Origin of the sequence: Blautia sp. MSK18_10 (assembly GCF_020553185.1) — a bacterium.
In the GTDB taxonomy this organism is placed as follows: domain Bacteria; phylum Bacillota; class Clostridia; order Lachnospirales; family Lachnospiraceae; genus Blautia_A; species Blautia_A wexlerae.
The window spans coordinates 20,714-35,294 of the sequence record NZ_JAJCGT010000026.1; the positions used below are offsets into that span (position 1 = coordinate 20,714).

The 14,581-nt window shown below is 43.1% G+C and carries 9 protein-coding genes; 1 reads left to right on the forward strand and 8 read right to left on the reverse strand.

The annotated features are described in order from the left end of the window. Positions 1-80: 80 nt before the first annotated feature. The 5 genes from LI074_RS11270 to LI074_RS11290 all read right to left on the reverse strand — a co-directional run bounded on the left by LI074_RS11270 (position 81) and on the right by LI074_RS11290 (position 10,247). Positions 81-2,036, reverse strand: coding sequence for a fructose-1,6-bisphosphatase (locus LI074_RS11270; protein ID WP_173698197.1), 1,956 nt, complete (start codon positions 2,034-2,036; stop codon positions 81-83). Between the two features lie 97 nt (positions 2,037-2,133). Further along, positions 2,134-6,624 carry a PolC-type DNA polymerase III gene (locus LI074_RS11275; protein WP_055149808.1) on the reverse strand — a complete coding sequence of 1,497 codons (4,491 nt, stop codon included), beginning with the start codon at positions 6,622-6,624 and terminating at the stop codon, positions 2,134-2,136. 46 nt (positions 6,625-6,670) lie between these two features. Beyond that, a complete protein-coding gene (gene ispG, locus LI074_RS11280) occupies positions 6,671-7,723 on the reverse strand; it encodes a flavodoxin-dependent (E)-4-hydroxy-3-methylbut-2-enyl-diphosphate synthase (protein WP_008705719.1) in 1,053 nt (350 codons plus the stop codon). A 51-nt stretch (positions 7,724-7,774) separates the two neighbouring features. Then, complete coding sequence (locus tag LI074_RS11285) at positions 7,775-8,914, reverse strand: toxic anion resistance protein (RefSeq protein ID WP_026648935.1); 1,140 nt, start codon at positions 8,912-8,914, stop codon at positions 7,775-7,777. A gap of 34 nt (positions 8,915-8,948) precedes the next feature. Next, the gene (locus LI074_RS11290; protein ID WP_055149812.1) at positions 8,949-10,247 is read right to left on the reverse strand and encodes a 5-bromo-4-chloroindolyl phosphate hydrolysis family protein; all 1,299 of its coding nucleotides are present in this window, start codon (positions 10,245-10,247) and stop codon (positions 8,949-8,951) included. Positions 10,248-10,473: 226 nt separating this feature from the next. Between LI074_RS11290 and LI074_RS11295 the strand changes: the two genes are divergently transcribed. Next, positions 10,474-11,499 carry a branched-chain amino acid aminotransferase gene (locus LI074_RS11295; protein ID WP_008705724.1) on the forward strand — a complete coding sequence of 342 codons (1,026 nt, stop codon included), beginning with the start codon at positions 10,474-10,476 and terminating at the stop codon, positions 11,497-11,499. 204 nt (positions 11,500-11,703) lie between these two features. Here the strand turns inward: LI074_RS11295 and LI074_RS11300 are convergent, their stop codons facing one another. The 3 genes from LI074_RS11300 to LI074_RS11310 all read right to left on the reverse strand — a co-directional run bounded on the left by LI074_RS11300 (position 11,704) and on the right by LI074_RS11310 (position 14,165). After that, positions 11,704-12,195: a dihydrofolate reductase gene (locus tag LI074_RS11300; RefSeq protein WP_008705726.1), complete on the reverse strand. Its 492-nt coding sequence runs from the start codon at positions 12,193-12,195 to the stop codon at positions 11,704-11,706. A 104-nt stretch (positions 12,196-12,299) separates the two neighbouring features. Then, positions 12,300-13,148, reverse strand: coding sequence for a thymidylate synthase (thyA, locus tag LI074_RS11305; RefSeq protein WP_008705727.1), 849 nt, complete (start codon positions 13,146-13,148; stop codon positions 12,300-12,302). Between the two features lie 51 nt (positions 13,149-13,199). After that, the gene (locus LI074_RS11310; RefSeq protein ID WP_173698198.1) at positions 13,200-14,165 is read right to left on the reverse strand and encodes a diacylglycerol/lipid kinase family protein; all 966 of its coding nucleotides are present in this window, start codon (positions 14,163-14,165) and stop codon (positions 13,200-13,202) included. Between the last annotated feature and the right edge of the window lie 416 nt (positions 14,166-14,581).

A 14,581-nucleotide genomic window follows, 5' to 3' on the forward strand; every position in this document is an offset into this window, starting at 1 on the left:
CCAAATTGCTGTAAAAACAGTTATATCACACAACACTCCCATTATATAGAATGAAAATTTAGAAGTAAAGAGTTTTAATCTTATTTCTTTTCCTTGATGATACCTGTTCTGTATGCATCCAGCAGCTGGATCAATTCCTGTATCCTCTCTTTCAGCGCATGACCTGTATCTGTATCACCCACAAGCTGGCGTCTGGACATGTAGCTGACTGCCACGCGGTTCGATACAATATCAGTCTCTCTTGCCACAGCATCTGCTTTGGACGTAAACGGTTCATGAGCAGTAAGATTCAGTCCATAGGAATTATAGATCAGCGTATATCCGGCAATTCCCGTTACTTTCTGATATGGCTTGGAAAAACCACCGTCAATCACGATAACCTTTCCATCACATTTTACAGGACTTTCTCCTTCACTCTGGTGTACCGGAACATGGCCATTGATGATATGCCCTTTTTCCGGATCCAGACCAAATTCACGAAGCATATTATCTACCACTTCTTCATTCTCCCAGAGGCGGTAATAAGCATTCTTCTTCTCTTCATGTGTAGAAGGATCCTCTATGAAATATCTTTCAAAAGTACTCATCTTGCTCTTGCCAAACAATGGTGAATTCGGAGCTGCCCAGATATACCACATAATATCTCTGCCCTTCTTCTGTTCTTCTTTTCCTACAGAATAGAATGCTCTGCGCACATAGGTTTCCAGTACATCGTACAGTTCTTTTCCCTTGTAGCTTTTTCCATAAATCTGTACTTCCCGGAATGTTCCGTCTTCATTCAGAGGAATGCTTCCGTGAAACAGAAGATTTCCGTTATATACTGTATAAAGCCCACCTTTGTCAAGTAGGAGACGGATGTGGTTTTGCAGTTTTTCACAGTTTCTGAATGCAGAGGACAGTTTGTCCATAACTTCTTTTTCTCCGGCTGTAAGTTCGTATGGATGTTTCCAGTCAATAGTCGGAAAATTATTGTCGCGAAGCGGATATTCTTTTCCGTCAGGCAGTGTGATCGTCCCTTTTTCCGGATTGATCCGATGAAGAAGTGCTCTGTCTTCCATCTGGAATTCTTTATGTCTGCGCACCAGTTTACCTTCTAATTTAAACTGGATCACAGCAATAGCCTTGTGCATTTTTTTGCCCAGTTCTTCCTCAAGAACATTATAATTGAAAGCACCTTTCATAGCAAAAATCTCGCAGGGATCATCCTTATACGCCTCCATCACAAAGGTCGCCAGAGGAAGCATATTGATTCCGTATCCATCCTCAAGAATATCCAGATTTCCGTAACGGATACTGTTTCTTACCACTGTTGCAATACAGGCTTTCTGTCCTGCTGCCGCACCCATCCAGACAACATCATGGTTTCCCCACTGAATATCCAGGGAGTGATACTGCATCAGGCGATCCATAATGAAATGTGGAGCAGGACCTCTGTCATAAATATCCCCCAGAATATGTAAATGATCCACGACCAGACGCTGGATCAGTTCTGCAAGCGCAATGATAAAATTCTCCGCACTGCCGATCTCAATGATCGTATTTACAATGGAATCATAATATGCCTCTTTATCGAGAACTTCCGCTTTCTCTGTGATCAGTTCTTCGATCACATAGGCATAATCTGTGGGAAGAGCTTTTCGTACTTTGGACCTGGTATATTTGGAGGCTGTTGTCTTACAGATTTCAATAAGACGGTAGAGAGTGATCTTATACCAGTTTTCCATATCTTCTTCCGTATCTTTGACAAGATCCATCTTCTCTTTCGGATAATAGATCAGAGTTGCCAGAGAACGCTTATCATTGTTACTTAATGTATGTCCAAACACATCATCAATCTTCTTCCTCACTGCACCGGAACCATTTCTGAGCACATGTGAAAACGCCTGATACTCCCCATGAAGGTCTGACATAAAGTGTTCCGTTCCCTTCGGCAGATTCAGGATTGACTGAAGATTGATAATCTCCGTAGATGCCTTTCCGATTGTAGGATAAATTTCTGCAAGTCTCTGTAAATATCTAAGTTCGTCTTTCTTCATATCCATCTCCTGTTATCATATATTATGATGTCAGGGCATTTTATGTTGCTGTCTGCACCATGCCCTGCAACACACTTTGCGGTCACAGAATTTATGCTCATCCTGTAAAGTCAAATAATGACATCTGGTTCGACTGCGGGATATCTCCGAATAATTTCAGATCATCCATCAGATCAATAACCGTTTTGCTGACCTTTGTTCTGTCGCGGAAGTCGTCTTTTGACAAGAATTTTCCCTGTTTTGCAGCATCAACCACTGCATCTGCCGCCTTATCTCCCAGTCCGTCAATAGTTGCAAGTGACGGCATCAGTTTCCCATCCACGATCTGAAATCTCTGTGCCTTGGCAGTATAAAGATCAATCGGTACAAATTCAAATCCACGTGCGTACATTTCCTGTACAATACGCATATCCTTCAGGGTATCCAGTTCTTTTTTAGATGCTGAATCACCTTTTTTGCGAATTTCTGCCATATAATACTCCAGGCGTTCCTTTCCCATACACATCATCTCATAGGAGAACGCTGTGGCGCGGATACTGAAATATGCCGCATAGTATGCCAGTGGCTGAAACACCTTATACCACGCAATTCTGTACGCCATCATAACGTATGCTGCTGCGTGGGCCTTCGGGAACATATACTTGATCAGCTTACAGGACCAGATATACCAGTCCGGAACTCCATGCTCTTTCATGGTTTCTATCCATTCATCGCGAAGACCTTTTCCCTTACGGACACTCTCCATGATCGTAAACGCAAGGCCACTTTCTACCCCTTTTCCGATAAGGTAGATCATAATATCGTCTCGGGTACAGATAGCTGTGGAAATGGTTGCCTTACCCTCCTGGATCAGCACCTGGGCATTACCCAGCCATACATCCGTACCATGAGAAAGCCCTGCAATACGGATCAGGTCAGAGAAGTATTTCGGCTTGGTGTCAATAAGCATCTGCATGGCGAAATCTGTACCAAATTCCGGGATTCCCAGACATCCGAGCTTACATCCGCCAATATCTTCCGGTTCAATTTTCAAAGCCTTTGTACTTGCAAACAATGACATGACATCCCTCTGATCCAGGGGGACATCCCTGGCACTGATTCCCGTTAAATCCTCCAGCATTCGGATCATAGTGGGATCATCGTGTCCAAGTATATCAAGCTTCAGCAGGTTTCCGTCAATAGAATGATAATCAAAATGTGTGGTGATAATGTCACTGTTCACATCATTCGCAGGGTGCTGGACAGGAGTAAATTTCTCAATCTCCTCACCTACAGGAAGTACGATAATGCCTCCCGGATGCTGTCCTGTTGTACGCCGCACGCCTGTACATCCCTGTACGATGCGGTTGATCTCACAGTAACGTTTATGCACACCACGCTCTTCAAAATAATTCTTCACATAACCAAATGCAGTTTTCTCCGCAAGCGTACCGATAGTCCCTGCCTTGAATGTCTGCCCCTTACCGAAAATAACCTCTGTATATCTGTGTGCATTAGCCTGATACTCTCCTGAAAAGTTAAGGTCAATATCCGGTTCCTTATCTCCCTTGAATCCAAGGAATGTCTCAAAAGGAATGTCAAACCCTTCCTTTTTCATCCTGGTTCCACATTTCGGACAGATCTTATCCGGCATATCACATCCCGCCATACCTGCATACTGCTTTACTTCCGGTGAATCAAAATCACTGTATTTGCAGTCCGGATTAGGACAGAGATAATGCGGCGGCAGAGGATTTACCTCTGTGATACCGGACATGGTAGCTGCCAGAGAAGATCCTACAGAACCTCGCGAACCTACCAGATAACCATCTTCATTTGACTTCCATACAAGCTTCTGTGCAATGATATACATTACGGCATACCCATTGGAAATGATTGAATTCAGTTCCCTGTCAAGCCTGCTTTCCACAATCTCCGGCAATGGATCTCCATACATTTCATGCGCTTTTGTAAAACAGATATTCTTCAGATCCTGGTCGGAATTCTCAATGACCGGCGGGAATTTGTCCGGATGAATAGGTGATATCTTCTCAATCATATCTGCGATCTTATTTGTATTTGTAATGACAACTTCTTCTGCTTTCTCGCTTCCCAGATAGGCAAATTCTTCCAGCATTTCCTCTGTAGTACGCAGATACAGCGGTGCCTGCTCATCTGCATCTGAGAATCCGTTTCCGGCCATAATGATCCTTCTGTAAATCTCATCCTGTGGATCCATGAAATGCACATCACAGGTTGCAACTACCGGTTTCTTAAACTGCTCTCCAAGCTTAACGATCTTCCTGTTTATCTCCTTCAGGTCTTCTTCGGAACTGATCATATCATGCTTATCATCTGCTATCATAAATCTGTTATTTCCAACAGGCTGGATCTCCAGATAATCATAGAAATTTACCAGTCTGGCTATCTCAGTATCCGGTGCATTTCTCAGAATTGCCTGATACAGTTCCCCTGCTTCACAGGCACTTCCCACCAGAAGTCCGTCTCTGTACTGCTCCAGCACACTTTTGGGAACACGTGGACGTCTGTGATAATACTTCAGGTGCGACTGGCTCACTAATTTATACAGATTAATGCGCCCTGTCTCATTTCTGGCAAAAATGATCACATGGTAGGTCGGCAGTTTCCTGATAGTATTTACAGAAACAGCTCCCTGCTCATTCAGCATATCCACATCCCGGATATCACGCTCTTCCAGCATCTTTACAAACTTCACAAAAATCTCTGCAGTACATGCGGCATCATCTACTGCCCGGTGATGATTTTCCAGTGAAACCCCAACTGCTTTTGCTACCGTATCCAGCTTAAATCTGTTCAATGCAGGAAGCAGGAAACGGGCCATACCGACAGTATCTACATAAGTAAAATCATGTGCGATTCCCAGTCTGTCACAATTTTTCATAATAAATCCCATATCAAAGTCCGCATTGTGTGCAACCATAACCGCATCCTTGCTGAATTCAAGGAATTTCGGAAGCACTTCTTCGATAGTCGGGGCATCCATGACCATACTGTCATTGATACTGGTCAGCTGTTCAATGCGAAAAGGAATCGGTACCTTTGGATTTACAAATGTGGAAAAACGGTCCGTAATCTCACCATTTTCTACCAGTACGGCGCCAATCTCTATGATCTGACAGGTCAGCGAAGAAAAACCTGTTGTCTCAATATCAAAGACCACAAATCTACCGTTCAGCTTCTGACCTTTTCCATTGGTCACCATACCTTTTAAATCATCTACCAGATAGCCTTCCATTCCATAAAGAACCTTAAAATCAGAATCCTTCGGCACACATCCGCCCCAGGCATCGAAACAGTGATTTGCCTCCGGAAACGCCTGTACAACCCCATGGTCTGTAATGGCAATGGCAGGATGTCCCCACTCATAAGCACGTTTCACCAGAGATTTGGCATCCGTAACCCCATCCATATCGCTCATCTTTGTATGACAGTGAAGCTCTACTCTTTTCTGTGGGCTGGTATCTACTCTGGCAGTTGTAAAATTGGCAATTTTCTTAATCCCGGCTATAGATGCAATAGTCAGTTCACTGTCAAAACGGTCTACTGTTGTCACACCGCGAAACTTCAGAAAAGCCCCCTTCTTTACATGTTCTGTCACTTCCGGCACCTGTTCATTGCGCAAAAACATCTTCACAACAATACTGTCCGTAAAGTCTGTGATCGGGAAGATAAGAATTGTTTTTTCATTACGGATTTCTCTGGCTTCAACCTCCATAACCTGTCCGCGGACGATCACCTCACCCATCTCACCGGTAATCGTCTCAAGTGCAACAGGCTCTCCTTCGAAATCTCTTCCATAGATAACATCCGGATTGCTGTCCCTTCTGAATCCACCCCGGAAATCTCCCTTCCTGTTGTCTTTGCGGTCTGCAAATGCAGCTTTTTTGTCCTTCTTTTCCTGCTGTCCCTTATCAGTCTTTTTCTCTGCTTTCTTCTCTGCTGTTCCTGCTTCTTCAGACTGAGCCGGCTCTTCATTCTTACTGTTTAATTTCGCATGACGGATTACATTTTCCACTTCCTGAGCGATCTGCACTGCTGCATTCTTACGGTACTTACTTTCCTGCGTCTCCCTGAACTCAAGTTCCACCTTTAAGTCCATTCCACATCTTTCGCAGAAAACCTTCTGCAGATATTCGATCAGGATCCCGCTCTTTTCTCTGGCTATTACAGAATCAGGAAGGATCATATGAAGATCATTTTCTCCGGGAAAAGAAATCTGCGCCTGTCTGAACATATTGTATTCCAGCATATTGTAGCTGCGCAGTTCCAGTTCCATGCTGGATCTGTAAGTTTCCAGAAAGTTCTGAGGATTGTACTGACCGGAAAGGCGGAATTTCTCAATAACTGTAACTGTTACATTCAATCCTGCAAAAATCTGTCTCTCTATCTGTTCTTCCAGTTCAAAGATATGCTTCTTATGAATCCAGCGTTCACTTTTTATATACACCCATATATGAGTTCTGGAAGGATTGCAGGACACTCTGGTCACAAAAACCATGTCCAGCAGTTCTTCCAATTCTTTCTTCACTTTTAAGCTGGGAAATACGTCAAAAAAGTCTTTTTCCAAAATAAAATCTCCTCGTTGATCTGACAGGAAGTCTTCGTTCCAAATGTTACTTCCAGTTCAGAAGTTCTTCCCGCAACGTATCCAAAAGCTGATCTTCCGGAACTTTCTTTATGATCTCACCATGTTTAATCAGAAGTCCCACACCAACTCCGCCTGCAATTCCGATATCTGCCTCTTTTGCTTCTCCGGGTCCGTTTACCACACAGCCCATAACTGCTACTTTAATATCAAGCGGGATATCCTGCACCATGGTTTCTACCTTATTTGCAAGACCAATCAGATCGATCTGTGTGCGTCCACAGGTTGGACATGACACAACTTCTATGCCACCTTTGCGAAGCCCCAGAGTTTTCAGGATACGTTTTGCGGATTTAATCTCTTCTAAAGGTGCTCCTGTAAGAGAGACACGAATGGTATCACCGATTCCCTGATTCAGGATGATTCCCAGTCCGATAGCAGATTTAATGTTTCCGGAATAAAGAGTTCCAGCTTCTGTGATTCCTACATGAAGTGGATAATTCGTCTTCTCCGCGATCAGTTCATGAGCCTTTGCACACATAAGGACATCCGAAGATTTGATGCTGATCACCAGATTGTCATATCCCAGGTCTTCGATGATATGAACTTTATCCAGCGCACTCTCCACCAGTCCCTCTGCAGTGACTCCATGATATTTCTCCACAAGTTCTTTCTCAAGAGAACCGCTGTTTACACCAACACGAATGGGTATTCCTCGCTCCTTTGCCACATCAACCACTGCTTTGATTCGCTCTGTACTGCCGATATTTCCGGGATTGATCCGGATCTTATCTGCACCGTTTTCCATGGCTGCAATAGCAAGACGATAATCAAAATGGATATCTGCCACAAGTGGTATATGGATCTGTTTTTTGATTTCCTTCAGTGCTTTTGCAGCTTCCATAGTCGGTACTGCACAACGGATAATATCACAGCCAGCCTGCTCCAGTGCCAGGATCTGAGCTACTGTCTGTTCTACATCTTCAGTTTTTGTATTTGTCATGGACTGGATTAAAATCGGGTTGCCGCCGCCAATCTTTCTGTCTCCGATCTGAATCACTTTTGTATGATCTCTGTACATAATTTTCCTCTTCTCTCATTTATAGCAATTCCATAAATTACTGCTGAACAGTTATCTGATTTCCAGAAGTTTTCTCTTCAGTTCTTCTTCCATGCGATGCATTTCCATCTCTGCTGCCTGTCTCTTCTGACGGCCTTCCATCTGGATCCGCATCACATCATCCAGAGTCTGGATCAAATCTGCATTTGTCTTCTGGAGTGTTTCAAGGTCAACTATTCCACGCTCTGATTCTTTCGCTGTCTCAACCGTTGCCATATGAAGTGTCTCTGCATTCTTTCTGAGAAGTTCATTGGTAATATCTGTTACCTGTCTCTGTGCCTGTGCCGCTTCTGCAGAGTGAGCAATTCCCAGAGCAAGCACCATCTGACTTTTCCATAATGGAATTGTGTTTACGATCGTTGTCTGTATTTTCTCAACCATTACCGTATCATTATTCTGGATCAGCCGGATCTGAGGCGCTGTCTGCATGGCAATCGTACGGGTAAGTTCCAGATCATGCAGTTTCTTTTCAAATCTGCTGCATTTCTCATCCAGGTCTCTGGCTGCCTGCGCGTCTTCGGGAAGCCCGCTCAGAGCTGCCTTATTTTTCATTTCTGCAAGCTTTCCGTTTCTGGTTTCTTCCAGTTTCTTTTTTCCGGCAAGGATATACATGGTAAGTTCTTTAAAATAATTCAGGTTCTGTTCATACATCTTGTCCAGCATAGCAGAATCTTTCATAAGGCGCACCTGATGCTGCTGAAGAGAATCTGTGATCTTCTCCACATTGGCTTGTGCTTTGTCATATTTGTTTTTCAGATTTTCAATCTTAGAAGTCTGCTTTCTGAAAAATCCAAAGAATTTTCCTTCCTCCTGTACATCGAAATCTTTCAGTTCTCCCACAACATTACTGATCAGTTCTCCAATCTCACCCAGATCCTGTGTCTTTACATTCTCAAGAGCTGTATCAGAAAAGTCCGCCATTTTTTTCTGGGTTCCTGCACCATACTGAAGAATCTGATTAGTATTCTCAATATCAATCTTTGCAGCAAAATCATTTACCATTTTCTGTTCTTCCGGTGTCAGTACAGGCACTTCTTCCTTCTGTGTCTGCTTTTTGGGGAGCACTTCTTCTTTCTTTTCAAACTCTCCAAGATCCGGCTCCAGTGTTAATGATGGTGTTTCCATTTCAAAATCTTTAAATTCGTTTCCCATGTCCTCTGCCGCTCCTTTTTATCCTTTTTTATTTTCAGTTCTTTTTCATTTTTGCAAAGTCATCATCTGTCAGACCTTCCTGTGCAAGCAGCGTATGAAGCACTGAAATATCACTTGAAACATCCCACGCAGTATCCTGAAAGGCAGAATCCAGAAGTTTTTCAAATGCCTGATTCAGTGTATCCAGCGTATCCTCTATCTCCTTTTTGGATGCCTGGATATTCTCTCCCTGCACAGGCTGCTGATCCATTTCTTCATATGCATCCAGCAGCTTTACTGTCATGGGCAGATAATAATTCATCAGTTTCTTCAGATCCGGAATAATCTCCGGATGCTTCTGCGCCCGTTCAAAAATCTTCTCCACAATCAGTTCCATTCTGGATATTTTTGCAGAAATCTCCTCTCCAGGAATCGCATCGTTGCTCCTGTGGATCTTATCCAGAAATTCATTTCCTTTATCCAGCACCTCCTGCACTTCAGGCGGTGTGTTCTTTCTGTTTCTCTCCTGTTCAGCCTGATGTTTTTCTTCTTCCTGTTTCTTCTGCTCAAGTGCCTTCTGCGTCTGCGTATATTGCAGATAAGTCTCATTACTGGTGATCAGACAGGTTTCCTGTTCATCAATATGTCCCTGACGGAACCATCTGTCATCAATCATCTTTTTAATATCTTTTTTAACGAATTTCACCGGCTTATTTACTGCTGCTGACAATTGTTCAAAATTACAGTATGTGTGATTTCCCAGTGTGTCAATATACTTTTGAAAACGTTCCAGTTTACCCAGTTTTTTAATGCCGACTGCGAGAAGTCCCACTCCTGTCAAAGCTCCGACTGCCATAAAACAGGTTCCACCGGTCACAAGGGAACTCATATGCCCCACCGCTCCAAAGATGCTAAGGACCAGAGTTCCCAGTCCCATTCCACTGGCAAGGATTCCACCTGAAACAGCAATCATCATACCTTTCATTCTTCCCCCGGTGTTCCTTTCATAAAGAGTCAGCATCTTCTCTTTTGCTTTCTCCTTCTCAATTCTCTGACGTTCCTGCTCCTGTTCACGTTCCCGCCTGCGCTTTTCTTCAAATTCTTTTGTTTTATTGCGGTATACCCCGGAATCACCGGACTGACTGTTTCCGGTTCCAAATACATTATTCAGACCATTTTTGATTGCCTCGCTTCCGGAATCTACAGCAGAATTTACTGCGCTGTTAACAGTCTGTCCCACCGTCTGCTTAATATCCTCGGTCATCTGGCGGTAATCTTTAGTAGAAACTGCTGTGTCTATGATTTTTTTTATTTTGTCTCCAAGTTCTCCTAATTCATCAAAATTCTCGCTCATATTTTCCTCCATTTTCTATTCCATATTATAGCGAAATCCTCTATAAAAAACAAGACTGGCGGATTTTTTGTTACTGTATGTGAACAGTAACGATTTTTCAATTTTTCATTAAAATTGGAAATTTCCCATTGAACTTAGCAGACAAAAGTTTTACAATGGTAAAGAGATAAACAGTAATCACACTTGTAAATACTGTAAATATGTGTGAACGGAGGAAAGATTCATTATGGAAAAAAAGAATATCGACTGGAGCAGCTTAGGCTTCGGTTACGTACAGACCGATTATCGTTATGTATCTAAATTCAAAGACGGCGCATGGGATGCCGGAGAACTGACAACAGATCCTAATGTAACACTGAACGAATGTGCAGGTGTTTTCCAGTATGCGCAGACAGTTTTCGAAGGAATGAAGGCTTACACTACAGAAGACGGACATATCGTTACTTTCCGTCCTGACTTAAATGCAGAACGTATGGCAAACTCAGCAAAGAGACTTGAGATGCCTGTATTCCCGGAAGACCGTTTTGTTGATGCAATTGTTCAGACTGTAAAAGCTAACGCAGCATATGTTCCGCCATACGGTTCAGGCGCAACTTTATATGTTCGTCCATATATGATGGGTACTAACCCGGTTATCGGTGTAAAACCTGCTGATGAGTATATGTTCCGTGTATTCACTACACCTGTAGGACCATACTTCAAAGGCGGTGCTAAACCGATTACAATCCGCGTCAGTGATTTCGACCGCGCTGCACCTCATGGAACAGGCCATATCAAAGCAGGTCTTAACTATGCAATGAGCTTACATGCAATCGTAGATGCTCACAAGAACGGATTCGATGAGAACATGTATCTTGATGCAGCTACACGTACCAAGGTAGAAGAAACAGGCGGTGCTAACTTCATCTTCGTTACAAAAGACGGCAAAGTTGTCACACCGAAGTCCAACAGTATCCTTCCTTCTATCACACGTCGTTCCTTAATCTATGTTGCCAAGGAATACCTGGGATTAGAAGCTGAGGAAAGAGAAATATACTTCGATGAAGTGAAAGATTTCGCTGAATGTGGTCTCTGCGGTACTGCTGCAGTTATCTCTCCTGTCGGAAAGATTGTTGACCATGGTAAAGAAATCTGTTTCCCAAGCGGAATGGAGAAAATGGGTCCGGTTATCCAGAAACTCTATGACACATTAACAGGTATCCAGATGGGACGTATCCAGGCTCCGGAAGGATGGCTGAAAGTTATTGAATAAATAACATCTGACTGCCAGACAGTTAACGTCTTTCAACATCAGAAGAATTGTTGCTGTTCATACACTGCTATCCCGCTGAGAACGTAATGAATAGTAACGTAGATTTTCACTATACAAAAACATCCCTCAGAATCAGTTTAAACACATTCTGAGGGATATTTTTTCTTTTACATCACTGATTTTTCCGGCTCTGCTTTGTTCCTTCTATTTCTTTCTCTCATACTTCACAAACTGATACTCCAGATCAAAGTATGTCTGCTCATCGCTCTCTCCCGTAATTTCCCATTCATCATCTTCGTCCAGATTTGGGAAATGACTGTCTGCTTCATATGCAAAGTCAATCTTTGTCACATGAGCTACATCACAGTACGGAAGCATCTGCGCATAAATGCTGTCACCACCTATACAGTAAACATCTTCTGCCGGATATTTCTTTATCTCTTCCAGTGCTTCTTCAATACTGTGTACTATGATCGCACCCTTTACCTCATATTCTTTATTGGATGTGATCACAATATTGATCCTGTTTTTAAGCGGAAGTCCGTTTGGAAAACTTTCCAGAGTTTTTCTTCCCATCACTACTACTTTTCCACTTGTTTCCTCACGAAACATCTTCATATCTGCCGGAATACTTACCAGAAGCTGGTTGTTCTTGCCGATTCCCCAGTTTTTATCTGCTGCTACGATAACATTCATTTGAATTTTCCTCTCTTGATTTTATATTGTCAATTTAAGTCAGGCGAACAAAATCATCCGCATTCGCTACTTGCTCATAACCAGATAATTGCTCCACAGTTTGGTTAAACGGCAATTGGAATATTCTTAATCTGCGGCCATGTCTCATAATTCTCCACGATCAGGTCATCTGTTGTAAACTGATAGAAATCCTTCACTTCCGGATTCAGTTTCACAACAGGTGCAGGATATGGTTTTCTCTGGATCAGTTCCTTTATCAGCGGGATATGACGGTCATAGATATGGCAGTCTGCCACTACATGAAGCAATTCCCCTGCTTCCATATCACATACCTGAGCCACCATCATAAGCAGAAGTGCATACTGACATACATTCCAGTTATTCGCCGCAAGGATATCCTGGGAACGTTGATTGAGGATTGCATTCAGAGTCAGCTTATCGTTCCCCGGTGTCTGTGTCACATTAAATGTCATGGAATATGCACAGGGATACAGATTCATCTCATGGAGATCCTGATGCACATAAATATTGGTCATAATTCTTCGGCTGAACGGATTATTTTTCAGATCATAGATCACTCTGTCTACCTGATCCATCATTCCTTCTTTGTACTGATGTTTCACGCCAAGCTGATACCCATATGCCTTACCGATAGAACCACTCTCATCTGCCCAGCTGTCCCAGATATGGCTGTGAAGATCATGGATATTGTTGGATTTCTTCTGCCAGATCCAGAGGATCTCATCCATGGCACTCTTTAACGCTGTACGTCTGAGTGTCATAGCCGGAAATTCCTTTCTCAGATCATATCTGTTTACCACTCCGAATTTCTTGATCGTATATGCCGGAGTTCCATCCTCCCACACAGGACGGACTTTTTCTCCTTCCGTACTTGTCCCGTTTTCCAGGATATCCTGACACATTTTTATAAATACATCATCTGCGTAACTCATTTTTCTTTACACTCCTGTTTTTCTGTTTTTTATATTGTTTCAGGTCTTACTTTAATCCCCTTTCTGCTCATGCAGCAGCCACAGTTTCTTCTCCAGACACCGAAATTCCACTCTCGTCACATCTGCACAGTACTCTCCGTCTGCATGGAGCACCATTGGCTTATCCAGAATCAGGCGAAATCCTTTTTCATTTCTGATAGTAAAACCATTAATATGCTCCTGCTTTGCAGCAACCAGAAACGGAAGCAGGAAAAAAGTCTGCCATTTGGCGATTCCGGATGCACTGCCAAGCGAGAGCAGACCGTCCTGCACCGATGCATGAGGTGCCATAGGAACCCCTCCGCCTTCTGCCGGCAGATTCATAGCTGCCGCAAAGATCATCTTCGGAAGAATATAGCCTCCATGTTCTGTCACCACCTTTGCATTGGCTGTCTCCATGGTAAAAAGAGACTGCACCGTCAATGCAAGATATGTAAGCTTACCCAGATGGAAACGGTTTAAAACCTGTTTCAGTCTGGAATGAAGTGCTTTTTTACACACAAGTGCATCCAGTCCCAGGCCGGAACTGATTCCAAAAATCCGCGGCTTCTCACAGCCTTCCCAGCTTACCTGCCCCAGATCTATCCTGTAAAGTGCTTCACCTCTCTGATCCTTTCTGATACAGGCACAGATTTCCCTCAGGCTCTCCTTCGGTGTTTTCGGCAGTTTCAGATTTCTGCCAAAATCATTCCCTGAACCAGTGGGGATCACGCCAAAACGTACCTTATCAAAGTCAGTAATACCATTCAGGACTTCATTGATCGTACCGTCTCCCCCAACCACAAGCAGATAAACAGGCCCTTCACCCTTCACCCGGGAAATCTGCTCAGCCAGTTTCGCGGCATGCCCTTCATATCTGGTCATATGGGCTTCATATTTTATTTTGTATCCCCGAAGCAGACACTGTGTCTCATTCCATACCCTGTGCGCCCGCCCTGTACCCGCTCCATTATTTACAATAATCTGTATCCTTCTCATTCTTCCTCACTTATACATTATATTTATTTTCTGCCGTTTCTTCTATCTCATTATAAATGCCAATACCTATACTATACAATATTTACCCATCACATACAAGACTTCGAAACTGCGAAATCGTTACTGTTCATTCGTTACTGTTCACTCCGTTCACAGTAACGTAGCCAAAATTCATTCAGATTGCCTGCGGCAATGGAATTTTGGCTTGTATGTCTCGGGATTTTGGCATATTCATGCCAAAACACCTCGCGGGACAGTGGTGTGTGAACAGTAACCTCCGTTCTCAGCAATACGCTTTACGATATGTCTTACAGGATTGTCAATCAGATATTCGCAATTGAAGCATGGGATTTACTTACAGCAATTCTATATTTTGTCAAAAAGTCAAAATAATACATAAATCCGTCAAAATATCG

Bases quoted from the DNA above. Each gene is read 5' to 3' on its own strand.
- LI074_RS11270 (WP_173698197.1), bottom strand. From the start codon at position 2,036: ATGAAGAAAGACGAACTTAGATATTTACAGAGACTTGCAGAAATTTAT.
- ispG (WP_008705719.1), bottom strand. From the start codon at position 7,723: ATGTACAGAGATCATACAAAAGTGATTCAGATCGGAGACAGAAAGATT.
- LI074_RS11285 (WP_026648935.1), bottom strand. From the start codon at position 8,914: ATGGGAAACGAATTTAAAGATTTTGAAATGGAAACACCATCATTAACA.
- LI074_RS11290 (WP_055149812.1), bottom strand. From the start codon at position 10,247: ATGAGCGAGAATTTTGATGAATTAGGAGAACTTGGAGACAAAATAAAA.
- LI074_RS11295 (WP_008705724.1), top strand. From the start codon at position 10,474: ATGGAAAAAAAGAATATCGACTGGAGCAGCTTAGGCTTCGGTTACGTA.
- LI074_RS11300 (WP_008705726.1), bottom strand. From the start codon at position 12,195: ATGAATGTTATCGTAGCAGCAGATAAAAACTGGGGAATCGGCAAGAAC.
- thyA (WP_008705727.1), bottom strand. From the start codon at position 13,148: ATGAGTTACGCAGATGATGTATTTATAAAAATGTGTCAGGATATCCTG.
- LI074_RS11310 (WP_173698198.1), bottom strand. From the start codon at position 14,165: ATGAGAAGGATACAGATTATTGTAAATAATGGAGCGGGTACAGGGCGG.